A 26,802-nucleotide genomic window follows, 5' to 3' on the forward strand; every position below is an offset into this window, starting at 1 on the left:
CGTTAGAAAGGCGCGCGAGTCAACCTGCCCGGAGGTATACCGATGAGGCATGAATGTCGCCGCCCGGCCCTCGTCGCGCTTTTTTCGGCCCTGCTCGCATTGGCTTTCGCAAGCATTGCGGCAGCCCAGGAGAGCGAACAATCAAAGCCGCAGACAGGCAGGCTCACCGTCGGCGTCTATGAGAGCCCGCCTTTCGTGATGAAGGATGGCGAGCGTTTCAAGGGCATGTCCATCGACCTTTGGGAGAGACTGGCCGCCGATCTCGACATCGAGGCCGATTACGTCGAACTCGACACCTTGCGCGAATTGGTGTCCGCCACCGCGAACGGTCTGATCGACGTAGCCGTTACCAATCTGACGATCACCCGCGACCGCGCTGAAAGCATCGACTTCACCCATCCCTGGTTCGACGCCGGGCTCCGTATCATGGTCAACGAGGAGCGCACCGCCGGATTCTGGGATATCATCGGCGGGCTTCAGGCATCGGGACACCTACGCGCCTATGGCTGGATCGCCGCGATCATCGTTGTCTCGACCATCCTCCTCACATTCTTCGACCGTCATTTCGACAAGAACTTCCCCCGCCGATGGCGCGAGGGAATCGCCGAAAGCTTCTACACGGTTATGTCGGTGGCAACCTCCGGCAAGCCGCCCTCGCGCAGCAATCTCTTCGGGTGGGTCGGGCGCATATGGCAGGGGCTGTGGCTGGTCTGCGGCGTCGCCGTTCTGGCCTATGTTACGTCGTCGGTCACGAGCGTGATGACGACGCTTTCACTGACGAACCAGATCAACTCGGTCGAGGATTTGCCCGGCCGTCCCGTCGCGGTTTTCTCCGGTTCGGTCGCCGAAACATATGCGCGCCGAGCCGGCATGGATGCGCGCACCTTCGCGCACCTCGGCGAGGCCGTCGATGCGCTGGTGCAAGGGCGTGTCGTGGCCGTCATCGCCGACGCGCCGGTGCTGGAATACTACGCGCACAGCAACCCCCAGCAGCCGGTCACCGTCGTCGGCCCCATCTTTGAGCCGGACAAATACGGCTTCGGCCTGCCGCACGACAGCGACCTTACGCGGCCGCTGACGGTCGAGCTGATCGGAGCCCACGAGCGCGGTGCGATCGAGGAGATCAGGGCGCGTTATTTCGGCGACTGACGCAGATCGGCCATGCTGTCAGTTGCGTTCACGGTTTACGACTCCGTCGATGATCGCAACGAGTTCCTCCTTGGCCTGCGCAGACGAGATCTCGCCCATCGCCGCTGCATGCGACAAGGAATCGGCGGCGCCAAGCATTGCCCATAGCCCAGCCTGACCTAATTCGCCTCCGCTGGTAAACGGGGCAAGCAGGCGCCTGCATTTTTCGATGAAGGCCAGCCGATAGTCATGCTTGACGGCCTCGAGCTCCGGCGAGCCGGCAAGGGCGGCGATCACATCGGGAATCTCGCGTCCCTGCGCCAGCACGCAATCGACGTAAGAGGAGGCGATGACGCCTGCCCTGCCTTCCAGCGTCGCCTCACAATCCCGGAGGGCCACATCCATCAGCACCGTCTGGCGCGCATCGAATTCCTGGTAGAGTGCCGACAGCAAGCCCGCCCTTGTGCCGAAATGGTCATAGACGACAGGCTTCGTCACACCCGCCTGCTCGGCAAGCCGCCCGAGCGACAACGCCTCGGTTCCCTCGTGGCGGATAACCTGCCACGCGGAATCGAGAAGTTGGCGGTGGCGTTCCTCCCGCGAGAGCCTGCGCCGTACCGTGCGCTGTATTTGTCGATTGTCGGTTTCCACACTTGACATCGCTATATACCAAAAGTAACTTACTAAAAGTATATAAGAACACGGAACCTTCCGCAATCACCGCAGCAGGAGTTTCAGCCATGCACGCGCTCGTCGTCGTTGCCCATCCCAAGTCCGTTTCATTCGTTCACACCGTTGCTGCAAAAATTGCCGAAGGTTTCGCACAATCCGACCCGAACAATTCCTGGGAAATCGCCGATCTTGCTGCCGAAGGGTTCGATCCGCGTTTCACGACAAATGACATATGCGTGCATCTGCGCACTGCGCAGCCGTCAGCGGACGTGCTTGCAGAACAGACGCGTATCGACCGCGCCGATGCGCTGATCCTCGTCTATCCGGTCTACTGGTGGTCGATGCCGGGCCTGCTCAAAGGCTGGATAGACCGTGTATTCGCAAATGGATGGGCCTACGACGAAGGCGAGGACGGCCGGCTCGTAAAGCGCCTACGGCACCTGCCGGTGCATCTCGTTGCAATTGGTGGCGCGTCGCAGCGCACCTATGCCCGCCACGGCTATTTCGGTGCGATGAAGACCCAGATAGATCACGGAATCTTCGGCTATTGCGGCGCACCCGTCAAAACGTCCGAATTGCTGCTCCGATCGGATGTCGACAACCTGGCCGAACACCTCGAGAAAGCCCGCACGATCGGCATTAACGCATCCCGGCATCCGGAAGCGGAGACAATGACGCGGGCAGCGTGAAGCCTTGCCCGCAACCAGGCTACCCTCATTGCCAAATCAGCCGAAGACTACCCCGGCAGCCGAAGTCACCACGTTCATTCCTGCCAACGCGGCCGGCGCATCTGGAACGTTTCGGACACGGCGGTGTAATCCATGTAGCCGAGACGGGCCACGGTGCCGGCCTTGACGATGTCGAACAAGCCGTCAGTCAGCGCGGCATCGTCGATATGGACGCCGACAACCTCGCCGAAGACAATGATGTTGCCGGCCGGGCGGCCGTCCAGCCCCTTCGGCTCAAGGATGTCAGTGACCTTGCACTCGAGTGCGGCGAGCGCCTCGCCGACTCGCGGCGGAGCCACCAGTGATGACGGCACCGGAGTGAGGCCCGCATAGTCGAACTCCGAAACGCCGCGCGGCGCATCGACGGCGCTGGCATTCATCTTTTCCGCCAGGTCGCGGCTGACAAGATTGGCAACGAATTCGCGGGTTTCGGCGGCAAAGCTGACGCTGTCCTTCTGCCCTTCAGAGGAAAACATCACGAGATGCGGATGCGTGCCGAGCGCGTTGAAGAAGGAATAGGGCGCGAGATTGAGGGAGCCATCGGCTCCGAGCGACGAAATCCAGCCGATCGGCCTCGGCGCGACGATTGCCTTGAACGGATCGTGCGGCAGGCCATGGCCCTTCGACGGTTCGTAAAACATGCTCACGCCTCCCAGGGGCCGGACCATTCCGAATAAAGCGTGTCCACATCGGGGCGCGGCCGCTCGGGCGCGTCGCCCGAGAAGGTGCCGATATGCACGAAACCGACGACACGCTCCTGCGGCGCGAGGCCGAGAATGCGCCGGCCTTCCTCGTCATCGGAATACCAGTTGGTGATCCAGTTGGTGCCGTAACCGAGCGCGTTGGCCGCGATCACCAGGTTCATCGCCGCCGCGCCGCCCGACAGGAACATCTCCCATTGCGGGATCTTCGGGTTTTCCCGCGGCACCGACACGACCCCGATCACGAGCGGCGCTCGCGAGAAACGAGCAAGCTCCTGCTGGCGGCGGCCATCCGTCAGCGGTCCCTCGCGTTCTTCGGCGCGGGCGGCCAGCATCTCGCCGATGCGGTCCCGCGCCGCGCCGCGATAGAGTATGAAGCGCCATGGCGCCAGCCGGCCGTGGTCCGGCACCCGCGAAGCGATCGTCAGCATCGTCCTGATCTCTTCGTCGGACGGCGCAGGTTCGTTAAGTTCGGGGATCGGCGCGGATTTGCGCGCAAGCATGAAATCGATGACGGAGGAAGACAATCGGATGCTCCTGGAAACGGCTGCAGTGATGGGTACCGACCGGGAGCCGGATGCCTGGACCGGGTGCGGCCATGACGGCACGCAATTATGGCCTTGAAATTGCCATCGCCCTGGGCTTCAACGCAAGCCATGATAGGGGACGTTTCCAGACTGTTCACCAGAACGATTCTCGCCGGCGGCATTGCGCTTGTCGCGGTCTCTGCGGCGGCGCAGGACAATACGGACGTTCTCGATGGGCTGGAGGTTCCCGGCCTTTCAAGTTTCGCCCCGCCGACAACCCAGGGGCCGCTCGCCACCAGCGGCCAGGGAGAGGTGAAGCTTTCGGCCCATCTCACGGAGGGTGGGCCCGAGATCACACGCGGCCTCGTATGGCGCGTATTCCGCCCGCAGGCCGATAGCGAAGGCAAGCTGCCGCTCGTCGCCTCCTCGCAAGGCGGGTCCGGCGTGTTCTCGCTGGAGCCCGGCAGCTATCTCGTCCACGCATCCTTCGGACGCGCCGGCGCCACCAAGCGTATCACCGTCGCGCGCGATGCGGGGGTCGAATCGATCGTGCTCGATGCCGGCGGCCTCAAGCTCGACGCAGTTCTTTCCGGCGGCCTGCGCATCCCCGCCGGCAAGCTGAGGTTCTCGATCTATGACGAACAGCCCGACGCCACCGGCGAGCGTCCGCTGATTATCCCCGACGTCAAACCCAACACGGTCGTCAGGCTCAATTCCGGCACCTATCACGTGGTCTCGACCTACGGGAAGGTCAATGCCGTCATCCGCTCCGACATCCATGTCGAGGCAGGCCGGCTCACCGAAGCGACCGTCGAGCACAAGGCCGCCGAGCTGACCATGAAGCTTGTACGCGAGGAAGGCGGCGAAGCCATCGCCGATACATCGTGGGCGGTGCTGACCGATTCGGGCGACATCGTGCGCGAAAGCGTCGGTGCTTTCGCCTCGATGGTTCTTGCCGAGGGCGAGTACGCGGTTGTCGCCAAGAACCGCGACAGGATCTACCAGCGCGAATTCAAGGTTGTGGCCGGTCACAACCAGGACGTGGAAGTGCTTGCCGTCGAAGACGACGGAGACGGCTAGAAAAGAAGGCGGGCATTGCTGCCCGCCCCCAGCAGCTGTCAGGCGGCTGCCTCTGCAGCCAGCTTCTTGCGCTTCAGGTCCGGCGGCATCACCTCCTCCACCAGCATGGCGGTTGCCGCGTCCAGCGTCATCGATTCCTGATCGCGCGAGCCGAGACGCCGTACATTGACGCTTGCCTCCTCCGCCTCACGGCGGCCGCAGACGAGGATCACCGGAACCTTGGCCAGCGAGTGCTCGCGAACCTTGTAGTTGATCTTCTCGTTGCGCAGGTCGGCCTCGGCGGAAAGCCCAGCGGCCTTCAGCCGCGCCACCACGCGCTGGGCATACTCGTCCGCATCCGAGGTGATGGTGGCGACGACGACCTGCAGCGGCGCGAACCACAGCGGCATGTGCCCGCCACAGCTTTCGATGACGATGCCCAGGAAACGCTCGAGCGAACCGGCGATTGCCCGGTGCACCATGACCGGCTGCTTCTTCTCCGAATCCGCGCCGATATAGAATGCCCCGAACCGCTCCGGCAGGTTGAAGTCGACCTGGGTCGTGCCGCACTGCCACTCGCGGCCGATGGCATCCTTGAGCGTATATTCGAACTTGGGTCCGTAGAACGTGCCCTCGCCCTCGTTGATGCCGGTCTTGATGCGGTTGTCCTCGCGGGCGATCCGCGCGAGCGAGCGGCGCAGTATCTCCTCGGCATGATCCCACATCGCATCGGTGCCGACACGCTTCTCGGGCCGGGTCGCCAGCTTCACCTCGATCTCCTCGAAGCCGAAATCCGCATAGACCGACATCATGAGGTCGTTGATCTTGAGGATTTCCGCCTCGAGCTGTTCCTCTGTGCAGAAGACGTGCGCGTCGTCCTGGGTAAACCCGCGCACGCGCATCAGCCCGTGCAGTGCGCCCGAAGCCTCGTAGCGATGCACGTTTCCGAACTCGGCCAGCCGGATCGGCAGGTCGCGGTAGGACTTAAGGCCGTGCTTGAATATCTGCACGTGACCGGGGCAGTTCATCGGCTTCAGCGCGAAGATGCGCTGATCGGCTTCCGGATCGTTCGGGTGCGTAAAGGCATGCGCCGACTTCACCGCGAACATGTTCTCCTGGTACCAGCCCCAGTGTCCCGAGGTCTCCCACAGGCTCTTGTCGAGAATCTGCGGCGCGTTGACCTCCTGATAGTCATCGCCGAGCCGACGACGCATGTAGGAAATCAGGTTCTGGAACATCTTCCAGCCCTTGGCGTGCCAGAAGACGACACCCGGCCCCTCTTCCTGAAAATGGAACAGGTCCATTTCGCGCCCGAGGCGGCGATGGTCGCGCTTCTCGGCTTCTTCCAGCATGTGCAGATACTGGTCGAGCTGCGCCTGGTCGGCCCATGCCGTGCCGTAGATGCGGGTCAGCATCGGGTTGTTGGCGTCACCGCGCCAGTAGGCGCCGGCCACCTTCATCAGCTTGAAGGCGCTGCCGATCTGGCCGGTCGACGCCATGTGAGGCCCGCGGCACAGGTCGAACCAGTCGCCCTGGAAATAGATCTTCAGATCCTGGTCTTCGGGAATCGCGTCAATCAGCTCGACCTTGTAGGCCTCGCCCTTGTCGGCGAACACCTTGCGCGCGCGATCACGCTCCCACACTTCCTTTGTGAAGGGGCGGTTGCGCGCCACGATCTCGCGCATCTTCTTCTCGATGACGGGGAAATCGTCCGGCGTGAACGGCTCGTTGCGCGCGAAGTCGTAATAGAAGCCGTTCTCGATGACCGGGCCGATGGTCACCTGCGTCCCCGGCCACAGCTCCTGCACCGCCTCTGCCAGCACGTGCGCCGCATCGTGGCGGATAAGCTCGAGCGCGCGCGGATCGTCGCGGGTGACGATCTCGATGTTCCCGGCGGTCACCGGGTCGGCAAGATCGCGCAGCGTGCCGTCGATCGCAATCGCAACCGCCTTCTTGGCGAGCGACTTGGAAATCGACTCGGCAACGTCGCGGCCGGTGGTGCCGGCATCGAACTCGCGCACGGATTTGTCGGGGAATGTCAGGGAAACGGAAGCCATCGGTATTCTCCTATCCAGTCCTGCAAACGAGCGCAGGTGGTGTGGGTGATCAGCCGTGGCAGTCCGTGTCAGGCCAGCCGACGGCAGGCCCGCTACATAAGCGGCGCGCCGGCGCAGGTAAAGTCCCGCGATGCCGGCGCGCCTTGTTGTTGAGGCAGCCCGGTGTCGGGCGGCCGCAGGCGTCAAGCTTCCGCGCTGTTGTCCTCGACGGGCGCGCCGGGGCCATTCTTCTTGATCGAGTCGATCGCGTTCTGCGCACTTGCCTTGGACGTGTAGCCCTCGGTCGAGAACATGATCTCGCTGTTGTATTTGAAGCGGACGCGGAACTCGCCCTTCTTGTCCTTGTAGATTTCGAACTTGTGAGCCATGCAGGCCTCCCCTCTCTCGCTACGTCAATTAACACGCGCAAATTGCCAGCGGCAGGCGGCGACGGCAAGCCACCGGGCGCCTAAACCTTGATTACGGGGCCGTTTTTTCCATCTACTTCCGGCTTATCGCCCAATAGCGCCACGGCAGGTACCAGACGTAACGCCTCTCCAGCCGCTCGGGCACGGGGTCCAGGCCATGCGTTCCGCCAGGCCCGCAGCGCACGAAGCGGAACAGTCCCATCCAGCCGCCCGCCCACAATCCGTGGCGCGCAATCGCCTCGTACGCATATTCCGAGCATGTCGGCAGGTGACGGCACGAATTGCCGATAAAGCCTGAAAGCGTGAGCTGGTAGAATCGGACAAACCCGGTCCCGATCAGGCGACCGGGCGTACGTCGCCACGGACCCGCATAGTTGCGGCTTCGCCGTGCGTTTCCGGCTCCATGCCTGTGATCAGCCATGCAACCGCCTCAGGCGGCCTCGCCGGAGCGCTGCTTCTCGATCTGGCCGATCGCGTCGACCACGGCGTCGAAAGTGAGCATCGTCGATGCGTGGCGAGCCTTGTAGTCGCGCACCGGCTCCAGATATTTCAGGTCCTCGAAGCGGCCTTCAGGCGGGGCACCGTTTTCCTTCAGCATCTTCAGCATGGTCTCGCGCACGGCGCGCAGCTCGGCTGCGGTAGCACCCACCACATGCTGCGCCATGATCGAGGAGGACGCCTGTCCCAGCGCACAAGCCTTCACATCATGGGCGAAGTCCGTGACAGTGTCGCCGTCCATCGTCAGGTCGACCACCACTGTAGAGCCACACAGCTTGGAATGCGCCGTAGCTGTGGCATCGGGACGCTCCAACCTGCCGATGCGCGCGATATTTCCCGCAAAACCGAGAATTTTCGCGTTGTAGACGTCGTTTATCATGGTTTTCCAACCTGACGGCGCGGGGAGAGGATGGTTTGCCGCTTCCGCGTCTTCCATTCGTCGTATCGGCACATATATAATGGAGTGACCCTGCCGCCAACAAGTCGGATGAGCCCGACGGCTGCAGAAGGAATGCACGCCGCTTCCGGAACTTCGGACAGTCCGACTTTTCCGCGAAAGGCTGTGGTCCGTTCAACTCGTCCCTTCGTAGAAAGGGACTACGGGAGACGCCTTTCATGGATGCCATCGTCAAGAACTTCCCCCCTCGCCCGGAAACCTCCCAGCCCGACTACATGGACAAGCCGGTCACCGACCGCCCCTCGCAGGAAGAGGTCGAGGCCGCCGTTCGCACGCTGCTGCGCTGGACCGGCGACAACCCGGACCGCGAAGGCCTCGTCGATACGCCCAGGCGCGTGGCCAAGGCCTACCGCGAGATGTTCTCCGGCTACGACCAGTGCCCGGCCGACGAACTCGGCCGTACCTTCGAGGAGGTACAGGGCTATGACGATATGGTGCTGGTCCGGGACATCCAGTTCCATTCGCATTGCGAGCACCACATGGTGCCGATCATCGGCAAGGCGCATGTCGCCTATCTGCCCAACGGCAAGGTCGTCGGCCTGTCCAAGATCGCGCGCACGGTCGACATCTTCGCCCATCGCCTGCAGACGCAGGAAGCGATGACCGCGCAGGTTGCCGGTGTCATCCAGGATGTGCTGATGCCGCGCGGCGTTGCCGTGATGATCGAGGCCGAGCACATGTGCATGGCCATGCGCGGCATCCGCAAGCAGGGTTCGACCACGCTGACCACCACCTTCACCGGCGCCTTCAAAGAGCAGCCGGAGGAGCAGGCACGCTTCATCATGATGGTTCGCAACGGCCTGACGGCCTGAGCGGCCGGAAAGTCTCATCATGGATTTCCCAGCCCCGTCGGCCGACAAGGCCGAACTCGAGGAAGGCGTGGCCTTCACGCCGCGCTTCGACAGCAACGGCCTCGTAACGGCCGTCGTCACCGATTCTGGTGATGGCGCGCTGCTGATGGTCGCGTATATGAACGCAGAAGCGCTCGCCCTGACGCTGGAAACCGGCATTGCCCATTTCTGGTCGCGTTCGCGCGGCAGTCTGTGGAAGAAGGGCGAGACGTCGGGCAATGTCCAGCGGGTCGCGGAGATCAGAACCGACTGCGATCAGGACGTCGTCTGGCTGAAGGTGAAGGTCGGCGGCCACGATGCAACCTGTCACACGGGGCGGCGTTCCTGTTTCTACAGGACGGTGCAATTCGAGGATGGCAATGCAACGCTCGTCAGCGATGGCGATACGGCACGCTTCGATCCTGAGACGGTGTACGCCCACAAGGCGTAATCGTCCCGGCCTTCTACCGCTAAAAGATTCATCATTTTGATACGACCCGTTAGGTATAATCCACGCGGGATAGGGAGAAGTGCGATGCTCGAATGGGCGTCTTTGCGTAGCAGGCACGAAGGTGGGAACGGCGGAGACCTCCCTGCGGCTCCGATTCCGCCGGAACCGAAGCCGATCAGGAAATCAGGCATCTCGCTGGCGCTCGGCGGCGGTGCGGCACGCGGCTGGGCACATATCGGCGTGCTCCGCGCGCTCGACGAGGCCGGTATCCAGATCGACATGATCGCCGGCACCTCCATCGGCGCACTGGTCGGCGGTTGCTATCTGGCCGGCAAGCTCGACGAACTCGAGGAGTTCGCCCGCTCCCTGACAAAGCGGCGCATCTTCGGCCTTCTCGACATCCATCTGGGCGGCAGCGGCCTGTTTGGCGGCATGAAGCTGACCGCGCGCATGCAGGAACACATGTCCGGCATCACATTTGCCGACCTGCCGAAACCCTTCGTGTGCGTGGCAGCCGAGATCCGAACCGGCCACGAAATCTGGCTGTCGAGCGGCTCGCTGATCACCGCTATGCGCGCATCCTACGCCCTGCCCGGCGTCTTCGAACCCGTCGCCTGCAACAAGCGCGTGCTGGTCGACGGCGCATTGGTCAATCCCGTCCCGGTGTCGGTCTGCCGCGCGCACGAGCAGCCACTCGTCGTCGCGGTGAACCTCCACTACGATCTCTTCGGCCGCGCGGCCGTCATCAAGCACAGCGCCGACGCGCCGGATGGCGAAACGGATACGGCGCTTGTGGTCGACAAGGGGCCGAGCGAGCGGGAAGCGCGTCTTGGCATAACCGGCGTGATGGTCGAGGCCTTCAACATCATCCAGGACCGCATCTCGCGCGCGCGCATGGCCGGCGACCCGCCGGACCTCGCCTTGCTGCCAAAGCTCGGCCATATCGGCCTCACCGAATTCCACCGCGCCGACGAGGCTATCCGCCTCGGCTACGAAGTCACGAAGGCTCAGCTCGGCGAGCTGGAACGGCTGCAGACGGTGCTGGGCTGACGGGCCAGACACCAGCGATCAGACAGCTCGTTCAAGCACTTCCCGAATAAAACGCTGGTATGGGATGCCGCGGGCCTCCGCCTTCTCCTTGATCTTCGCAAGCAAGCCTGCAGACATACGCAGATTGACCTGCTTCGGTTTTCGTTCGAGTTCGAACTGCATCGGCTTGAATCCGGAGAAGTCATACTCTGACAGGTCAGCCTGCTCGACGAACCGCTCCGCCTCCTCATCGCTTTCGAAGCGGGGAAATGATTTAAGCTTTTTTCGAGCGCTCATAGGCTTCGATCTCTTTCCTGTGCATATAGCGGGCACTGATCGGTCTCGCCAACGTCAGGTCCTCGCGGTCACGAAAAGCAAAGACCACGAAAATGTGGCGGCCGGCATCATTCTTTCCAACGGCATTGTAGCGGGCCTCCATCGAGCCGCTGCGGTCGGGAAGAACCAGCGGCGACGACTGAAGCAGCGCGAACTCGATTTCGTCTTTGCTTAAGCCATGTTTGGCACATTTGGGCCAGTTGCCGTCGTCCCAGTCAAAACCGTCGATCCGCATCCTGCCCCCCCCAACAAAAAGGTAGGCACTTTGCTATACAAATGCAAATCAACTCGCTCTCACGCCAGCGCGGCGTCGAGCACCCTGAACTGAACGGAACGCGCACCATTCCACCAGTTGGACGAGATCGTGCCTGCCACATGCACGGTGCGGCCGCGATTGGCGTAGAGAAAATTGCCGAGATCGGTGTCGGCCGCGCGAAACGCCATCGCCTGCATACGCGCGCCAGTCTGAGAACGCAGATCGACCCGAATGTGATTGGTGCCGACCTGCCGCGCATCGGCAATTGTATGGCGTGGCAGCACCAGCACCGGCTGCGCATGCCCCGCGCCGAAGGGGCCCGCACTCTCGATGGCGTCGAGAAGATCGAAATTCGCGCCATCAGCCGACAAGGCCGCGTCGACCTCCAGCGCTTCGCCGTCGCGCAGTTTGGCGACATCCTGCGCCGCCCATTCCTCGAAGAAGGCCCTCAGTTCGCCAAGGCGGGCGCGTTCGACTGTAATGCCCGCCGCCATAGCATGCCCACCACCCTTGAGAAGCAGGCCACGTTCGACGGCCGTCCGCACCATACGGCCAAGGTCGAAGCCGGGGATCGAGCGGCCCGAGCCGGACCCGACGCCATTGGCGTTGAATGCGATGGCAAAGGCCGGCCGGCGCGCATGCTCCTTCAGACGTGCCGCGAGCAGGCCGACCACGCCCTGATGCCAGTCGTCGCTCGCCGTGACGATGACCGCCGGGCCGTTGCCGGAGGCAAGCTCGGCGTCGGCTTCCGCGCGCGCCTGCTCCAGCATCACCTGCTCGAGCGCCTGGCGCTCGCTGTTGAGCCTGTCCAGCGTCTCGGCGATGGTACGGGCCTCGACGGGATCTTCACCGGCCAGCAATCGGCTGCCAAGTGCTGCATCGCCGATGCGGCCGCCCGCATTGATGCGCGGCCCGAGGATGAACGAAAGATGATAGGGATTGAGCGGCTCGCCGATGCGCGAGACCCGCGACAGCGCAGACAGGCCTGCATTGCCCAGCCGCCGCATGGCGAGCAGCCCCTTGACCACGAACGCCCTGTTGACGCCGATGAGCGGCACCACGTCACAGACGGTGGCGAGCGCCACGAGATCGAGCCAGCCCAGCAGATCAGGCGGCGGCGCGCCGTGGCCGCGCTCTCGCAACAGGCCCACGACACGCACCAGCGTGACGAACACGACGCCCGCCGCGCAAAGATGCCCCTGCCCGGAAAGGTCGTCCTCGCGGTTTGGATTGACGATGGCGACCGCCGCAGGCAGCGCACCGCCCACCTGGTGGTGATCGAGCACCACCACGTCGGCCCCCGCCTCGTTGGCGGCATCAATGGATGGCCCGCTGTTGGTGCCGCAATCGACGGTCACAATCAGCCGCGCGCCGCGCGAAACGAGTTCGCGCATCGCTTCCGGATTCGGCCCGTAACCCTCGAAAATGCGGTCGGGTATGTAGATTTCGGCATCGATCCCGTAATGGGCAAAGAAGCGCTTCATCAGCGCGGAGGATGCCGCGCCGTCCACATCGTAGTCGCCGAAGATCGCCACCTTTTCCCGGCGTGCCACGGCATCGGCAATGCGCGCGGCGGCCTTTTCCATGTCGGTCAGCGAGCGCGGGTCCGGCAGGAGGTCGCGGATGGTCGGATCGAGAAAGCGCGCCGCTCCGTCCTGGTCGACACCACGCCCCGCCAGCACGCGCGCCACGATATCGGGCACGCCGTGGCTCTGGGCGATTGCCATGGCGATGTTTTCCTGCCGCTGGTCAAGCCTGTGCGTCCACGCCAGACCGGTCGCCGACTGGCGTATGTCGAGGAAGTATCGCCGTTCCGTCATGTCCGCTCCGGATTCATGACGTCAAATTAGGTGTTGAAGCGTCGGATTCCAAAGGGGAATCGGCCGAAACTGACAAAGCCGCCCGCTTGCGCGCGATCCGTTCCCGGACACCGACGGTCAGAACTTGTCCAGATCCTGATGCCGCGCCTTGATCTCGCGCACGGTGCCGGAGGATGAGCGCATCACGATCGTATGCGTCTGGATCGAATCGCGGCCGAACTTCACGCCAGCGAGCATGTTGCCGTCGGTGACGCCGGTGGCGGCGAAAAGCACGTCGCCGCGCGCCATCTCGTCCATCGCGTAGACCTTGTTGGGATCGGAAATGCCCATCTTGGCCGCGCGCGCGATCTTTTCCTCGGTGTTGAGCTGCAGCCGCCCCTGCATCTGGCCGCCGATGCAGCGCAGCGCCGCAGCAGCCAGCACGCCCTCCGGCGCGCCGCCGGTGCCGAGATAGATGTCGATGCCGGTCTCATCCGGATCGGTGGTGTGGATGACGCCGGCGACATCGCCGTCACCGATCAGCCGGATTGCCGCGCCAGTGGCGCGTACTGCTTCGATGAGCCGCGCATGGCGCGGCCTGTCGAGAATGCAGGCCGTGATCTCGCCCACAGGCACGCCCTTGGCCTTGGCGAGGTTCTCGATGTTCTCCTGGGCCGAAGCGTCGATGTCTACCACGCCGGCCGGATAGCCCGGCCCCACCGCGATCTTGTCCATGTAGACGTCGGGCGCGTAGAGCAGGCTTCCCTTCTCGGCGATCGCGATCACGGCAAGCGAGTTTGGCAGGTTCTTGGCGCAGATCGTGGTGCCTTCGAGCGGATCGAGCGCGATGTCGACGCCCGGTCCCTCGCCCGTTCCCACTTCCTCGCCGATATAAAGCATCGGCGCCTCGTCGCGCTCGCCCTCGCCGATCACCACCGTGCCCTGGATCGGCAGCCGGTTGAGCTCCGAGCGCATGGCGTCCACGGCCACCTGGTCCGCAGCCTTCTCGTCACCACGTCCGCGCAGCCGTGCAGCAGCGACCGCGGCGCGCTCGGTGACGCGCACCAGTTCGAGGGTGAGGATACGGTCGAGACCGGGTGAAGCGGCTTTGGCCATCGTCATTTCCTGCGTGGGATCCTGTATGTACCCGATCGGGCGCACCCGTTCTGTCAAAGCGGAACGCGGGCCGCAAGGGCGTTTCAGCGCGGTTTGAAACATCAATCGATTGAATATTGATGACACTCCGCAACCGGCATCGAAAAACCCGGCCGACCACTCACAGGCCCCGTCACGCGGAAAGACGTCGTGCAAGGAAGCTGCGCCATGCAAGCCAGAGCACAACCGCCGCAATCGCCGCCGCCAGGCTCACTCCCATCCACGGATGAGGTCCGTCGAAGAACACCTCGTGCATGATCCGGCCCGGCAGGAAACTGAAACCGCCTGCAATCACCAGCGCACCAAGATAGAGGCTCTGCATCGTTCTGCGGTGTTCCAGGATGCGCTTCCGTCGCGCCGCGCGGATACCGCTATACAGGGACCACAAGGTGACAATCGAAAGCAGGTGGATTGGGCTCCACGGGCCGACGAGCCGGATGGTGTGAATGAAGAAGGACGTGATGGCCACGACAAGCATCAACACGACCCAGATCTTTCCAGCCATGCGGTGGGCCTTGTCACCCTTCGTCCTGAAAAGAACCAGGCCGCCCAGCAGGAAAGCCAACACGGCAATGGCAACATGAATCTGTATGGCGAAGCTGGCATTCTCAAGCGGTGCGAGGGTCATGGATCAGGTCCTTGTATTCAATGCGTCGCAGGTTCGTCCCTGCGCCACGCTTGACCTGCCCGCCGCGACCGCGTTTCCTCAAATCGAACTTCGTCAAAGGCCGGATCTGCTTCGTGAGAGACAACGCACTGCAATTCACGATGCGCGAAATGCAGCGCGTCGCCACGTCGCCATTGCCATGGGCGGCGCTGGCCGGCGCAGCACTCGTTCTGGGAATGATCGGGCCATTCGGCACCTACGAAAGCCTGCGGCTTCCCGCGAGGCTCGCCTACTGGGCAGCCATCGTCGTTTCGACCTACTTCCTGGGCTTCGCCTTCGTATCCCTGCTGGAGAAGCTCATCTTCACCGGGCGTCCAGGTCCTGCCGGCTTCGCGTTGATCGGTGCCATGGCCGGCGTGCCGGTCGCCCTTTTCGTCTGGGTGCTGAACCGCCTCGTCTACGGCACGGACGTGGTATTCCTGCTGCCGCTGACCCTGTACGTCATGGCCATCGCCGCGGTGTCATCCGGCGTGATAGCCTTCTTCTCCGCGCGACTGGCGCACGCGCCGGCGCCTGCGCAACCCAGCGCCCAACGGCCAAAGCTGATCGAGAGGCTGCAGCCCCGGCTGCGCGGCAAGCTGCTCTATCTTTCCATGCAGGATCACTATGTGGAGGTCGTGACCGACAAGGGTTCCGAACTCATCCTCATGCGCATGTCGGACGCCGTCGACGAGACGGCGCCCGTCGACGGCCTGCAAATCCACAGGTCCTACTGGGTAGCCAGCGACGCGGTCACCGGAACCATTCGTCGTGACGGACGGCTCATTCTGCGCATGTCTGATGGCGCCGAGCTGCCGGTCAGCCGCAACCGTATCGGCGCGGTGAAAGACGCGGGGCTCGCCTGAACCCTCGGCTCAGGCCGCCCGTTCGATGCGGATGACCTGCGGCTTGTCGACGAGATGACCGTCCTTGGTGACCGCGTCGACGGCCTTGCGCACGGCCGCTTCCGTCGTCTCGTGCGTAACGAGGATCACCGTCTTCTGGCTCTCGGTATTCGCGCCGTTGGCGTGCTGGACGATCGATTCCAGCGAAATCTCGTTGTCCGCCATGCGCTTGGCGATAGCGGCGAAGACGCCGGTACGGTCATGCACCGTCAGGCGGATGAAATAGCCGCCCTCATGGGTGCGCATGCGCGCCTTCTTGTAAGGCGTCAGTTCCTTGACCGGCCGCCCAAACACCGGGCCATGCTGGAAACCGGGGCGCGCCTTGGCGATGTCGGCCACGTCGCCGACAACCGCCGACGCCGTCGCGTTTCCGCCAGCGCCGGGGCCTGACAGAAGCAGTTCGCCCAGAATGTCGGTCTCGATCGCCACTGCGTTGGTCACGCCGTGAACCTGCGCGATCACGGACGCCGTCGGCACCATGGTCGGGTGAACCCGCTGCTCGATGCCGCTCTCCGTGCGCTGCGCGACGCCCAGCAGCTTGATGCGATAGCCGAGTTCGCCCGCTGCGCGGATATCGGCCTGGGTGATGTTGGAAATGCCTTCCATATAGATATCGTCGGCCGAGATGCGGCTGCCGAAGGCAAGGCTGGTCAGGATCGCCAGCTTGTGCGCCGTATCGTGCCCCTCGATGTCGAAGGTCGGGTCTGCCTCCGCATAGCCCAGCCGCTGCGCGTCCTTGAGGCAGTCCTCGAACGAGATGCCTTCGGCTTCCATGCGCGTCAGTATGTAGTTGCAGGTGCCGTTGAGAATGCCGAACACACGCGTGACGGCATTGCCGGCCATCGCTTCGCGCATGGTCTTGATGACCGGGATACCGCCCGCCACCGCCGCCTCGTAGTTGAGCAGCACGCCTTTCGCCTCGGCGATCTTGGCAAGCGCCAGGCCATGGCGGGCCAGCAGCGCCTTGTTGGCCGTCACCACGTGGTGGCCGGCTTCCAGCGCCGCGGTCACGCAAGCCAGCGCAGGCCCCTCGTCGCCGCCGATCAGCTCGACGAAAACGTCGATGCCGTCCCAGGCGGCAAGCTCAGCGGGATCGTCGAACCATTGCGCGGCCGAAAGGTCGACGCCGCGGTCCCGACCGCGCGTGCGGGCCGAAACACCGGTGACCGCGATCGGCCTGCCGCATTGCCGGGTCAGTTCGCTGGCCTTCTCGGCAAGGACGCGGGCCACGCTGGCACCGACGGTACCCAACCCGGCAATTCCAACACGCAATGCTTCGCTCATGCCCCCGGCATCCTTCATATTCGGCAGTCAGTTCGGTCGGATATAGCGATCAGCGCCTGGCGTTCAGCGCGACCACGTTGTCGGGCGCCTCCCCGGCAGAACCGAGAAAACGCTTGATGTTGCGGGCGGCCTGACGGATGCGGTGCTCGTTCTCGACCAGCGCGATGCGCACGAAATCGTCACCATGTTCGCCAAAGCCTATGCCGGGCGCGACCGCGACATCGGCCTTCTCGACCAGCAGCTTGGAGAATTCCAGCGAACCGAGGTGGCGGAACGATTCCGGGATCGGCGCCCAGGCAAACATCGTCGCTGCCGGCGCCGGGATTTGCCAGCCCGCACGCGCGAACGCATCCACCATCACGTCCCGACGACGATGGTAGACCCCCCTCACCTCATCGACGTCCGAGCCGTCGCCGTTCAGCGCCGCCGTCGCGGCCACCTGGATGGGCGTGAACGCGCCATAGTCGAGATACGACTTCACCCGCGTCAGCGCCGCTATCAGCCGCTCGTTGCCGACCGCGAAGCCCATGCGCCAGCCGGGCATGGAAAAGGTCTTGGACATTGAGGTGAACTCGACGGCGACATCCAGCGCGCCCGGCACCTGCAGGATCGACGGCGGCGGTGTCCCGTCGAAATAGATCTCGGCATAGGCCAGGTCGGACAGAATGATGATGTCGTTCTTCTTCGCGTAGGCGACGACATCCTTGTAGAAGTCGAGCGAGGCGACATGCGCCGTCGGGTTCGACGGGTAGTTCAGGATCAGCGCCAGCGGCTTCGGGATCGAATGCCGCACGGCCCGCTCCAGCGCGGGGATGAAATCGTTGTCCGGCTCGACCTTCATCGAACGGATAACGCCGCCCGACATGATGAAGCCGAACGCATGGATCGGATAGGTCGGGTTCGGGCACAGAACGACATCACCCGGCGCGGTGATCGCCTGCGCCATGTTGGCGAAGCCTTCCTTGGAGCCGAGCGTGGCGACGATCTGCCGCTCTGGGTCGAGCTTCACCCCGAAGCGGCGGGCATAATAGGCCGCCTGCGCGCGCCGCAGGCCGGGAATGCCGCGCGACGATGAATAACGATGCGTGCGCGGGTCACGAACCACGTCGCAAAGCTTGTCGACGATCGATTTCGGCGTCGGCAAGTCGGGATTGCCCATGCCAAGGTCGATGATGTCGGCGCCATTGGCTCGTGCCGCGCCTTTGAGGCGATTGACCTGCTCGAACACGTAGGGCGGGAGCCGACGAACCTTGTGAAACTCTTCCATGGGGAGATCCCGTTGCATGGGGGGCGTTAGGACGCGGCCTATACACCCGTTTGGGGAATCGGTCGATAGCGTCACTCGCCTTCGATTTCGCGCAGGGCTTCGGCTGCGTGGCTGCGCCCCAGCCGGCGAAGCTCGGCGCTGCTGTTCGGCGCGGAGCCCCGTCCCTGCGCCGCCACCTGCGCGCGCTTTTCGCGAAGTTCGCTCGCGGTTTCGGACCTCTGCCGCGACGTGATCTGGGATGCGGCGGGCTTGGGTATGATATTGAGATTGGGATAGGTGCCTGGCTGCGAAAAAGCAGGCGCCGTATCGGCGGGCGCCACGCCTGCGGCCGACTGCGTTTGGGCGGCAGCAGATTGCGGCTGCAGCGCGGCCTCGGGCACCGCATCGGCGAAATTGGTCGTCGTGCAGCCGGCAAGCGCAATCGCCATAGCGGCGCCGCCGAATGCAAAAATGTCGAGGATACGCCGCGCTGTCATTCTTCCACCTTATGGCACTTATAGATGCTCGGGCCGACACGCACCAGCGGTATGCTGCCCTTGGGTCCCATGGTATTGTGTCAACAAAACGCTCCAGGGAGGACGGACGTATAGCATGGCCAAAAGCGACGATTCGGGCAGCGACCAGAAAAAACAACACTCTTCGGTCGATCAGTATCTGGTCAAGGACCCGGAACGCTTTGCCGTCAACCTTGCACGCGCCGTAGAAGAAGCCGGCAAGGCTGCCGCCGCATGGACCGGACCGCGCGAGAAGGGTGAAGTGCGCGACACCATGGCCGAGCCGATGACCGACATGGTCAAGACCTTCTCCAAGCTGACCGAATACTGGCTCTCCGATCCCGCCCGCGCGCTCGAGGCCCAGACGAGGCTCTTCTCCGGCTATATGGATGTCTGGTCGAACGCGATCCGGCGCATGAACGACACCGAAATCGAGGATGCCGTGAAGCCCGAGAAGGGCGACAAGCGCTTCCAGGACCCGGAATGGGGCCAGAACGCCTTCTTCGACTTCATCAAGCAGGCCTATCTGGTCACCTCTCGCTGGGCCGGCGACCTTGTGGAACACGCCGAGGGGCTGGACGACCACACGCGCCACAAGGCGCAGTTCTACGTTAGGCAGATCACCCAGGCGATCTCGCCGTCCAACTTCCTGCTCACCAACCCGGAAATCTTCCGAGAGACGGTGGCGAGCAACGGCGAGAACCTGGTGCGCGGCATGAAGATGCTGGCCGAGGACATCGCCGCCGGCCATGGCGACCTCAAGCTCAGGCAGGCCGATAATTCCAGCTTCGAGGTCGGCAGGAATATCGCGACGACGCCCGGCAAGGTGATCGCGCGCAGCGACGTTGCCGAGATCATCCAGTACGAGCCGTCGACCGACAAGGTTCTCAAGCGCCCGCTGCTGATCTGTCCGCCCTGGATCAACAAGTTCTACATTCTCGACCTCAACCCGGAGAAATCCTTCATCCGCTGGGCGGTCGAACAGGGTCATTCGGTCTTCGTCATCTCCTGGGTCAACCCCGACCAGCGCCACGGTCGGAAGGATTGGGAAGCCTATATCCGCGAAGGCATCCAGTTCGGGCTGGACACGGTCGAGGAAGCGACCGGCGAGCGCGAGGTCAACGCGATTGGTTATTGCGTCGGCGGCACGCTGCTGGCGGCCGCTCTCGCACTGATGGCACGTGAGGGCGACGAGCGGATCAAGTCGGTGACCTTCTTCACCACGCAGGTCGATTTCACCTATGCCGGCGACCTCAAGGTCTTCGTCGACGAGGAACAGATCGCAGCGCTCGAGCGGTCGATGGAAGGCAAGGGTTTTCTGGACGGTACGAAGATGGCGACGGCCTTCAACATGCTGCGCGCCGGCGATCTCATCTGGCCCTATGTCGTCAACAACTACATGCGCGGCAAGGAGCCGATGCCGTTCGACCTGCTCTACTGGAACGCCGATTCCACGCGGATGAGCGCGGCAAACCACTCCTTCTACCTGCGCAACTGCTATCTCGAAAACAACCTCATCCAGGGAAAGATGACGCTTGCCGGCCGCACCCTGTCGCTGGCCGATGTGACGATCCCCGTCTACAACCTCGCCGCGCGCGAGGATCACATCGCCCCGGCCCGCTCGGTGTTCCTCGGCTGCCGCTTCTTCGGCGGCGAGGTCGACTATGTGATGGCGGGCTCCGGCCATATCGCAGGTGTCGTGAACCCGCCCGCCGCGAAGAAGTACCAGCACTGGACCGGCGGCAAGCCGGAAGGCGACTTCGAAACCTGGGTCGCCAACGCCACGGAGAACCTCGGCTCGTGGTGGCCGCACTGGCAAGCCTGGATCGAAAAGCAGGACGCCCGCACCGCCAAGGCGCGCAAGCCTGGCGGCACGAAGCTGAAGCCAATCGCCGATGCGCCGGGCGAATACGTCCGGGTGCGGGTGTAGCCGTCATTACCTGCCGGCCATTGCCGCTTGCATGCCTTGGAATGCGACCGCGTATTCACCGTTCCGGCATGGATCCTCGGGTCAAGCCCGAGGATGACGAACCGGAAAAGTGACCTACCAAGCTCGCGTCCGCTGGCGATTGTCACGACTCTCAATGTCGTCATCCTCGGGCTTGACCCGAGGATCCATGCCGGAACAGCACATCTGGCACGAGGGACACGGAAATCCGGGCGGCGGTGAAGCCGAACCATTCGACCAAACCTCATCTCGAGGCGGGGTTGAGGCAAGCTGCAACGCGCCCCTTGTTTCCAGAAGATTGCGCCGCTTTGCCAGTGCGTCCTTCGAGGCTCGCGGAGCCTCGAAGGACGCACCAACAAGAAGCTTGGCGGCCACGCGAATGCAGTCCTGAAACGAAAAAGACCGCCCGGAGGCGGCCTTTTCATTGTCGGATGACAGCGCCGGTTATTCGGCGTCCTTGTCCTTCGCTGCAGCCTTCTTCTTGGGCGCGGCCTTCTTCTTTTCGGTCTCGCCGGCGTCGTCGCCAGCATCCGCGGCCTTGGCCTTCGAAGCCTTCTTGGCCGGCTTCTTCTCGGTCTTTGCAGTCTCTTCCTCGTCGTCGGCCAGAAGCTCCTCCTTGGAGACCTTCTTGTCGTCGACGGAGACGACGCCGAGCAGGTGGTCGACCACCTTCTCCTCGAACAGCGGCGCGCGGATGTTGGCCAGCGCCTGCGGGTTTTCGCGGTAGAAGTCGTAGACCTGCTGCTGCTGGCTCTGCGGAACGCGGCGGATCTGCTCGAACAGCGCACGCTGCAGTTCGTCGTCGGAAACCTGCACGCTGGCCTTCTCGCCGATGTCGGCAAGCACGAGGCCGAGGCGGACGCGGCGCTCGGCAAGGCGCTGGTATTCGGCGCGCGCTTCGGTCTCGGTCGTCTCTTCGTCCTCAAAGGTGCGGCCGGCCTGCGCGAGATCGGCGTTCACCTGGGCCCATATGTTGTTGAACTCGGCCTCGACCAGCTTGGACGGCGCCTCGAACTTGTAGGCCTCGTCGAGCGCATCGAGAAGCTGGCGCTTCGCCTTCTGGCGGGTGACGGCGCCGAACTGGCTCTCGATCTGGCCGCGCACGATCTCACGCAGCTTGTCGGCACTTTCCAGGCCGAGCTGCTTGGCGACGTCGTCGTTGATCTCCAGCTTGCCGGGAGCGGCAATCGCCTTCACCTTGATGTCGAACTTGGCTTCCTTGCCGGCCAGATGGGCGGCCGGATACTGCTCGGGGAAGGTAACGGTGATCGTCGTCTCGTCGCCTTCCTTGACGCCGACGAGCTGCTCCTCGAAGCCGGGAATGAACTGGTTGGAGCCGAGCACGAGATCGGAATCCTCGGCCGCACCGCCCTCGAAGGCTTCGCCGTCGATCTTGCCGAGATAATCGAAGGTGACGCGGTCGCCATTCGCGGCCTTGCCCTTCTTAGGCTCGTAGCTGCGCGCCGAATCGGCAACGCGCTCGACCTGCTCGGTAACTTCCTCTTCCGGCACGTCATAGACGAGGCGGCTGATCTTGAGCGACGAAAGGTCTTTTTCCTCGATGGGCGGCAGAACCTCGTAATCGAGCGAAAACTCGAAATCGGCATTGCCGGCCAGGATCTTCTCGGCTTCCTTCTCGTCCTCGGTCATGGTGACCTCGGGCTGCATGGCCGGCTTCTCGCCGCGCTCGTCGAGGATCGACCGGGAGGAATCCGACAGGATCTCGTTCACGACTTCGGCCATGAAGGACTTGCCGTACATCTTGCGCAGGTGCTGCATGGGCACCTTGCCGGGCCGGAAGCCATTGATCCGGACCTTGTCCTTCGCCGAGGAGAGCCGCTCCATGAGCCGTGCTTCCATGTCCTTGGCGGGCACGGTCACCTTGATCTGGCGCTTCAGCCCATTGTTGAGCGTTTCGGTTACCTGCATCTCAAAACCTTTGTCTTCATCGACGCCGCCGGGGCGGCATACTGCCGTCCTGACCGCTGCAAACTCTTGGCCGGGGAGTGGCTCTGGTGCGGGTGAAAGGACTTGAACCTTCACGACTTGCGTCACGGGAACCTAAATCCCGCGTGTCTACCAATTCCACCACACCCGCTTCACGGGCCCTTCCGCCCTTGAAAGCGCGTGGTTCTATATCACCGGGTGCGAAGGGTTCAAAGGAAAATTGCCGCAAAAGACGGCTATTTTTTGCCGGTTTAGGCCGGACCGCGCATATAACCATATCGGAGCCGGCAAAGCGGCGTGGGAAGGCGTCAATAAAGCGGCTCCGCGTAGAGCATGGTTTCGCCGTCATGCAGCGACTTGATCTGCGCCGCGCCGTCGCTTGCGACCGCCACCGTCATGGTGAAGGCGCGCTCGCGAAGATTGGCTTCGATCGCCCGCCCCTCACCTTCGGGAACGTAGAAGCGCTCTATGCCGTAGCTGACATTGATCAATGTCGCCTCGTCATACCAGGACGATGTGGCAATGCCCCTGATGTCGAGTTCGCCATCGGCAGGCGCCGGCTCCGGTTTCTGGTCATAGCGAGCCGCGACCGCTTCCCATATGCCGTCCTCTCCGGGCCTCAACCGCACGAAGACGGTGCGGTCGCGGCCGTTACGCTCATCCTGCGGACGCTCGGCGAACAGCTCGGTGGGTACGGAAGAGATATTGTAGCCGATGGTGACATAGTCTCCACGCAGCAGGTCACGCGGGTCGACCGGCTGGACCGACAGCAGCACTTCCTGCCCCTTGCGCAGGATTGCGGCCCGCCCGGCAATCATCGAGGCGAGGAAGCCGATCTGCAGCGCGCCGACCACGCCGGCGGCGATAAAGAGCGTACGGCGGTTCACAGCCACTCTCCTTCAACGACCGGCGGGCCCGAGAGCCGCCGCTCCAGCCGCGTGATGACGAACGCGAGCGCCGAGAGCACCAGCCCGCCGACGACGAAGAAGCCGGCGGTGCCGAGCATGGTGCCGAGCATAACGAGGTATATGAAGCATATCTGGAAGATGAAGGCCGCATAGGCAAGCCAGCGCAGCGTCCGGCTTTCGCGCCCTGCCAGCAGCAGGACGACAATGATGCCTGCAAAGGCGACGATCGACACGGCAAGGAAGCCGGATTCGTCGATCAGCTCCACCTGCATGATGCCGACACCGGTAAGGAAACCGACCAGCGCCTGAACCGGCAGCGCCGAACCAAGACCGAGCATCCGCTCGGCCTGGGCCGGCTGCAGTCGGCCAAACGCAAACAGTGCAACGCTGAGCGCTATCAGCACGATTGGCGCAACGAAGGTCTCGTCGCGCGCATAAAGAAAGGCTGCGAACAGGAACAGCGACAGAAGCACCAGATGCCGCGCCGGCGCGCTTCGGGTCCAGAACGACAAAAGATAAAGCACGGCCGCGACCGCCAGATAGGCGGATGGCAATTGCAGCGCCCAGTCGTCGACCGCGTGCATGACCATCCAGGATGCGGCCAGAAGCACCGCGCCGATCGTCAGCGCGCCCGAACGCAACACGGCAGCGGCAAGCGCCGTGCCCGCGCACCACACGAAGATCGCCTGCCTCTCGTCGCCGGACATATGGTACATCTGACCGATGAGCGCGATCGACGCGCCGAACGCGGCCGCAGCCACCACCCACGCCGCCTCGCCGAAGGCTTCGCGACCGCGCAGTTTCATTTCCGCACCGCCCAAATAGCCGGCAGCAATGACGACAAACAGCATCGCCACCCGCACCAGCCGGGGAATCGCTTCCCAGTTCGCTGCAATGAAGATCAGGATCGCGGCGGCAAACAACGCCGCGGCCATCATCGACAGGATGGAGCCGAACGAGATGGTTCCGCCGCCGTTTCGCTCCACATCAAGCGAAAGTGCATCGGCTGTTGCGGCATCGATCATGCCTGCGTCTCGCCAGCGCGCAATCTCACGTTTGACTTTGGTCGCATAAGACGCCATCGGCCACTCCTTAGCCGGCAGGATACGCACCTCGGCACCGCGGCACAAGCAGGCCGAATTGTGCCCGAATTCCGGCAACATAGACGAATCGGCCACGCTTCGGCCGCATAGGCTTAAATCCATTAATGTTGCATTGCACAAAACGCATTGGTGCTATGCAGCATCGTCACTTCAAAAGCCGATCGGGCGCGACTATCTTCCAACCATCGCAAGAACAAATGAACTCGAAGAAACGCTTATAGGTGACAAAATGAACCTGGTCCGCAACTACCGCAACTGGCGCCGCTACCGCGAAACCGTCAACGAGCTGAGCCGCCTGTCCAACCGCGAACTCAACGACCTCGGCATTGCCCGCGGCGACATCCCGTTCGTCGCCCGCAAGTCGGTCTAAAAAGAATTCAGGAATTTCGCCAGGGTCTACCTCCTCCCAGACCCTGACGGATACGGCCCGAGACTACCTCCTCCCAGTCGAGGGCCACCATAAAGACACCCGCCGGACCTCCTCCCCCGGCGGGTGTTTTTTTTTGCGCGCAGATAGGTAAGGGCCCGATCCTTGCATTCGCCGCGTCCGCGGACTAATTCCCCTTCATGACAATCGAACCCGTTCACGTCGTCGGCGGGGGCCTCGCCGGCTCCGAAGCTTCCTGGCAGATCGCGCAGGCGGGCGTGCCCGTCATCCTGCACGAGATGCGCCCGGTACGCGGCACCGATGCGCACAAGACGGAGGGGCTGGCGGAGCTCGTCTGCTCCAACTCCTTCCGCTCCGACGACGCCGAGACCAACGCGGTCGGCGTGTTGCACGCCGAGATGCGGCTTGCGAACTCGCTCATCATGGCTTCCGGCGACGCCAACCAAGTGCCGGCCGGCGGCGCGCTCGCAGTTGACCGCGACGGCTTCTCGGATGCGGTGACGGCGAAACTCGAAGCGCATCCGCTGATTACCATCGTGCGGGAGGAAGTTTCGGGCCTGCCGCCCGTCGAATGGGGCAAGACCATCATTGCCACCGGGCCGCTGACCGCCCCGTCTCTGGCCGAAGCCATCGCCGCCGAGACAGGCGCGGACGCGCTGGCCTTCTTCGACGCCATTGCGCCCATCGTGCATTTCGACACGATCGACATGGATGTCGCCTGGTTCCAGTCCCGCTACGACAAGGTCGGCCCCGGCGGCACCGGCAAGGACTACATCAACTGCCCGATGGACAAGGCACAGTATGACGCCTTCATCGCCGCCCTGCTGGAAGGCGGCAAGACCGAATTCAAGGAATGGGAAGGCACGCCCTATTTTGACGGCTGCCTGCCGATCGAGGTGATGGCCGAGCGCGGTCCCGAAACCCTGCGCCATGGCCCGATGAAGCCGATGGGCCTCACCAACGCCCACAATCCGTCAGTCAAGGCTTACGCAGTCGTGCAGCTCCGGCAGGACAATGCCCTCGGCACGCTCTACAACATGGTCGGCTTCCAGACGAAGCTGAAGCACGGCGAGCAGGTGCGCATCTTCCGCACCATTCCGGGGCTGGAAAACGCTGAGTTCGCGCGTCTCGGCGGGCTGCACCGCAACACCTACATCAACTCTCCCACCCTGCTGGACGGGACGCTGCAGCTGAAGTCGCGCCCCGGCCTGCGTTTCGCCGGACAGATCACGGGCTGCGAGGGCTACGTGGAAAGCGCGGCTATCGGCCTGCTCGCTGGCCGCTTCGCCGCAGCCGAGCGTCTGGGGCAGCAACCGACCCTTCCGCCGGTCACCACCGCCTTCGGCGCGCTGCTCGGCCACATCACCGGTGGACACATCAGCTCCGACGACGAACCCGGCAAGCGCTCGTTCCAGCCGATGAACGTCAATTTCGGCCTCTTTCCTCCGCTTGAGCCCGGTACCAAGCTCAGGCCTGACGACTTCGAGGGCCGGTTCCGCGGCAAGGACAAGTCGATCGCCAAGAAGAAGGCCCTTTCGGCCCGCGCACTTGCGGATTGCCGCGCGTGGCTGGGTCTTTCGCCGAGAGCCGAAGCGGCCGAATAAGCAGACGATCGATAAGGGAGCAACTGTCAGGAGCAGGCAGCTTGCAGCACTAACCGCGGTTGATGCGCCTCGATCCGGCTGCTAGTTCCTGACTGTCGAAAAAGGAAAGGTCGGTGCGGTTAGCCCGGCCCCCGCGAAAGCGGGTCCTGGCCTTCGCCCTCGGGCGCTGAGTCCCAAGACCTTGAACGCCGATGCATGGTGCATCGGCAAAGGTAGGG

The 26,802-nt window shown here is 63.4% G+C and carries 28 protein-coding genes and 1 tRNA gene; 10 read left to right on the plus strand and 19 right to left on the minus strand.

Annotated elements, in window-relative coordinates:
* Positions 1-42 precede the first annotated feature (42 nt).
* Positions 43-1,149 (plus strand): transporter substrate-binding domain-containing protein, encoded by a 1,107-nt coding sequence (locus ACVJNE_RS19670; RefSeq protein WP_499568328.1) that lies wholly within the window; start codon positions 43-45, stop codon positions 1,147-1,149.
* An 18-nt stretch (positions 1,150-1,167) separates the two neighbouring features.
* Here the strand turns inward: ACVJNE_RS19670 and ACVJNE_RS19675 are convergent, their stop codons facing one another.
* Positions 1,168-1,788 carry a TetR/AcrR family transcriptional regulator gene (locus ACVJNE_RS19675; protein WP_499568330.1) on the minus strand — a complete coding sequence of 207 codons (621 nt, stop codon included), beginning with the start codon at positions 1,786-1,788 and terminating at the stop codon, positions 1,168-1,170.
* Between the two features lie 80 nt (positions 1,789-1,868).
* Between ACVJNE_RS19675 and ACVJNE_RS19680 the strand changes: the two genes are divergently transcribed.
* Positions 1,869-2,489, plus strand: a complete 621-nt coding sequence (locus tag ACVJNE_RS19680) for an NAD(P)H-dependent oxidoreductase (protein WP_499568332.1) — start codon at positions 1,869-1,871, stop codon at positions 2,487-2,489.
* A gap of 74 nt (positions 2,490-2,563) precedes the next feature.
* Here ACVJNE_RS19680 and ACVJNE_RS19685 read toward each other — a convergent pair whose 3' ends face one another.
* The gene (locus ACVJNE_RS19685) at positions 2,564-3,169 is read right to left on the minus strand and encodes a flavin reductase family protein (RefSeq protein WP_499568333.1); all 606 of its coding nucleotides are present in this window, start codon (positions 3,167-3,169) and stop codon (positions 2,564-2,566) included.
* A gap of 2 nt (positions 3,170-3,171) precedes the next feature.
* A complete protein-coding gene (locus tag ACVJNE_RS19690; RefSeq protein ID WP_499568335.1) occupies positions 3,172-3,756 on the minus strand; it encodes a nitroreductase family protein in 585 nt (194 codons plus the stop codon).
* A gap of 129 nt (positions 3,757-3,885) precedes the next feature.
* Between ACVJNE_RS19690 and ACVJNE_RS19695 the strand changes: the two genes are divergently transcribed.
* Positions 3,886-4,836 (plus strand): RgsD C-terminal domain-containing protein, encoded by a 951-nt coding sequence (locus ACVJNE_RS19695; RefSeq protein WP_173191738.1) that lies wholly within the window; start codon positions 3,886-3,888, stop codon positions 4,834-4,836.
* Between the two features lie 38 nt (positions 4,837-4,874).
* Here the strand turns inward: ACVJNE_RS19695 and thrS are convergent, their stop codons facing one another.
* The 4 genes from thrS to ACVJNE_RS19715 form a co-directional block, all read right to left on the minus strand.
* On the minus strand, positions 4,875-6,872 hold the full coding sequence (gene thrS / locus ACVJNE_RS19700; protein WP_499568337.1) for a threonine--tRNA ligase: 1,998 nt from the start codon (positions 6,870-6,872) through the stop codon (positions 4,875-4,877).
* Between the two features lie 182 nt (positions 6,873-7,054).
* Positions 7,055-7,240, minus strand: coding sequence for a YegP family protein (locus tag ACVJNE_RS19705; protein ID WP_173191742.1), 186 nt, complete (start codon positions 7,238-7,240; stop codon positions 7,055-7,057).
* Positions 7,241-7,352: 112 nt separating this feature from the next.
* Positions 7,353-7,700, minus strand: a complete 348-nt coding sequence (gene yidD, locus ACVJNE_RS19710) for a membrane protein insertion efficiency factor YidD (RefSeq protein WP_499568339.1) — start codon at positions 7,698-7,700, stop codon at positions 7,353-7,355.
* Between the two features lie 9 nt (positions 7,701-7,709).
* The gene (locus ACVJNE_RS19715) at positions 7,710-8,156 is read right to left on the minus strand and encodes an iron-sulfur cluster assembly scaffold protein (protein ID WP_499568341.1); all 447 of its coding nucleotides are present in this window, start codon (positions 8,154-8,156) and stop codon (positions 7,710-7,712) included.
* 236 nt (positions 8,157-8,392) lie between these two features.
* Here ACVJNE_RS19715 and folE point away from each other — a divergent pair, with 236 nt between their 5' ends.
* The 3 genes from folE to ACVJNE_RS19730 all read left to right on the plus strand — a co-directional run bounded on the left by folE (position 8,393) and on the right by ACVJNE_RS19730 (position 10,565).
* Positions 8,393-9,046: a GTP cyclohydrolase I FolE gene (gene folE, locus ACVJNE_RS19720; RefSeq protein ID WP_499568343.1), complete on the plus strand. Its 654-nt coding sequence runs from the start codon at positions 8,393-8,395 to the stop codon at positions 9,044-9,046.
* Between the two features lie 19 nt (positions 9,047-9,065).
* Positions 9,066-9,515 carry a phosphoribosyl-AMP cyclohydrolase gene (gene hisI / locus ACVJNE_RS19725; protein ID WP_499568345.1) on the plus strand — a complete coding sequence of 150 codons (450 nt, stop codon included), beginning with the start codon at positions 9,066-9,068 and terminating at the stop codon, positions 9,513-9,515.
* An 84-nt stretch (positions 9,516-9,599) separates the two neighbouring features.
* Entirely contained in the window at positions 9,600-10,565 is a 966-nt protein-coding gene (locus tag ACVJNE_RS19730; RefSeq protein WP_368803202.1) for a patatin family protein, read from the plus strand.
* An 18-nt stretch (positions 10,566-10,583) separates the two neighbouring features.
* Here the strand turns inward: ACVJNE_RS19730 and ACVJNE_RS19735 are convergent, their stop codons facing one another.
* From ACVJNE_RS19735 to ACVJNE_RS19755, 5 genes are all read right to left on the minus strand, one after another.
* Positions 10,584-10,841 carry a CopG family antitoxin gene (locus tag ACVJNE_RS19735; protein ID WP_499568347.1) on the minus strand — a complete coding sequence of 86 codons (258 nt, stop codon included), beginning with the start codon at positions 10,839-10,841 and terminating at the stop codon, positions 10,584-10,586.
* Positions 10,819-11,115: a BrnT family toxin gene (locus ACVJNE_RS19740; RefSeq protein WP_499568349.1), complete on the minus strand. Its 297-nt coding sequence runs from the start codon at positions 11,113-11,115 to the stop codon at positions 10,819-10,821. Before ACVJNE_RS19740 ends, ACVJNE_RS19735 begins: the two co-directional genes overlap by 23 nt.
* Positions 11,116-11,174: 59 nt before the next feature.
* A complete protein-coding gene (recJ, locus tag ACVJNE_RS19745) occupies positions 11,175-12,956 on the minus strand; it encodes a single-stranded-DNA-specific exonuclease RecJ (RefSeq protein ID WP_499568350.1) in 1,782 nt (593 codons plus the stop codon).
* 117 nt (positions 12,957-13,073) lie between these two features.
* Positions 13,074-14,051 (minus strand): class II fructose-bisphosphatase, encoded by a 978-nt coding sequence (gene glpX, locus ACVJNE_RS19750; RefSeq protein WP_421925444.1) that lies wholly within the window; start codon positions 14,049-14,051, stop codon positions 13,074-13,076.
* Positions 14,052-14,223: 172 nt separating this feature from the next.
* A complete protein-coding gene (locus ACVJNE_RS19755) occupies positions 14,224-14,718 on the minus strand; it encodes a DUF2306 domain-containing protein (RefSeq protein WP_499568352.1) in 495 nt (164 codons plus the stop codon).
* Between the two features lie 113 nt (positions 14,719-14,831).
* Between ACVJNE_RS19755 and ACVJNE_RS19760 the strand changes: the two genes are divergently transcribed.
* Positions 14,832-15,602, plus strand: coding sequence for a LytTR family DNA-binding domain-containing protein (locus tag ACVJNE_RS19760; RefSeq protein WP_499568354.1), 771 nt, complete (start codon positions 14,832-14,834; stop codon positions 15,600-15,602).
* Between the two features lie 9 nt (positions 15,603-15,611).
* On the opposite strand, the gene ACVJNE_RS19765 is transcribed toward ACVJNE_RS19760, so the two are convergent.
* The 3 genes from ACVJNE_RS19765 to ACVJNE_RS19775 all read right to left on the minus strand — a co-directional run bounded on the left by ACVJNE_RS19765 (position 15,612) and on the right by ACVJNE_RS19775 (position 18,668).
* Positions 15,612-16,925: a homoserine dehydrogenase gene (locus ACVJNE_RS19765; protein ID WP_499568356.1), complete on the minus strand. Its 1,314-nt coding sequence runs from the start codon at positions 16,923-16,925 to the stop codon at positions 15,612-15,614.
* Between the two features lie 49 nt (positions 16,926-16,974).
* A complete protein-coding gene (locus tag ACVJNE_RS19770; protein WP_499568358.1) occupies positions 16,975-18,192 on the minus strand; it encodes an LL-diaminopimelate aminotransferase in 1,218 nt (405 codons plus the stop codon).
* Between the two features lie 71 nt (positions 18,193-18,263).
* On the minus strand, positions 18,264-18,668 hold the full coding sequence (locus tag ACVJNE_RS19775; protein WP_499568360.1) for a hypothetical protein: 405 nt from the start codon (positions 18,666-18,668) through the stop codon (positions 18,264-18,266).
* A gap of 115 nt (positions 18,669-18,783) precedes the next feature.
* On the opposite strand from ACVJNE_RS19775, the gene phaC reads away from it, so the two are divergent.
* Positions 18,784-20,616: a class I poly(R)-hydroxyalkanoic acid synthase gene (gene phaC, locus ACVJNE_RS19780; RefSeq protein WP_499568362.1), complete on the plus strand. Its 1,833-nt coding sequence runs from the start codon at positions 18,784-18,786 to the stop codon at positions 20,614-20,616.
* Between the two features lie 462 nt (positions 20,617-21,078).
* Here the strand turns inward: phaC and tig are convergent, their stop codons facing one another.
* From tig to ACVJNE_RS19800, 4 genes are all read right to left on the minus strand, one after another.
* Positions 21,079-22,563 carry a trigger factor gene (gene tig, locus ACVJNE_RS19785; protein ID WP_499568363.1) on the minus strand — a complete coding sequence of 495 codons (1,485 nt, stop codon included), beginning with the start codon at positions 22,561-22,563 and terminating at the stop codon, positions 21,079-21,081.
* 84 nt (positions 22,564-22,647) lie between these two features.
* Positions 22,648-22,732, minus strand: a tRNA-Leu gene (locus tag ACVJNE_RS19790).
* A 157-nt stretch (positions 22,733-22,889) separates the two neighbouring features.
* Entirely contained in the window at positions 22,890-23,468 is a 579-nt protein-coding gene (locus tag ACVJNE_RS19795) for a GDYXXLXY domain-containing protein (RefSeq protein ID WP_499568365.1), read from the minus strand.
* The gene (locus ACVJNE_RS19800; protein ID WP_499568367.1) at positions 23,465-24,571 is read right to left on the minus strand and encodes a DUF2157 domain-containing protein; all 1,107 of its coding nucleotides are present in this window, start codon (positions 24,569-24,571) and stop codon (positions 23,465-23,467) included. Before ACVJNE_RS19800 ends, ACVJNE_RS19795 begins: the two co-directional genes overlap by 4 nt.
* A gap of 250 nt (positions 24,572-24,821) precedes the next feature.
* Between ACVJNE_RS19800 and ACVJNE_RS19805 the strand changes: the two genes are divergently transcribed.
* Together ACVJNE_RS19805 and trmFO are read left to right on the plus strand one after the other, a co-directional pair.
* Complete coding sequence (locus ACVJNE_RS19805; RefSeq protein WP_173191768.1) at positions 24,822-24,962, plus strand: DUF1127 domain-containing protein; 141 nt, start codon at positions 24,822-24,824, stop codon at positions 24,960-24,962.
* A gap of 197 nt (positions 24,963-25,159) precedes the next feature.
* Complete coding sequence (gene trmFO, locus ACVJNE_RS19810; protein WP_499568368.1) at positions 25,160-26,584, plus strand: methylenetetrahydrofolate--tRNA-(uracil(54)-C(5))-methyltransferase (FADH(2)-oxidizing) TrmFO; 1,425 nt, start codon at positions 25,160-25,162, stop codon at positions 26,582-26,584.
* Positions 26,585-26,802 lie beyond the last annotated feature (218 nt).

This window comes from Mesorhizobium sp. DxT (assembly GCF_058448885.1).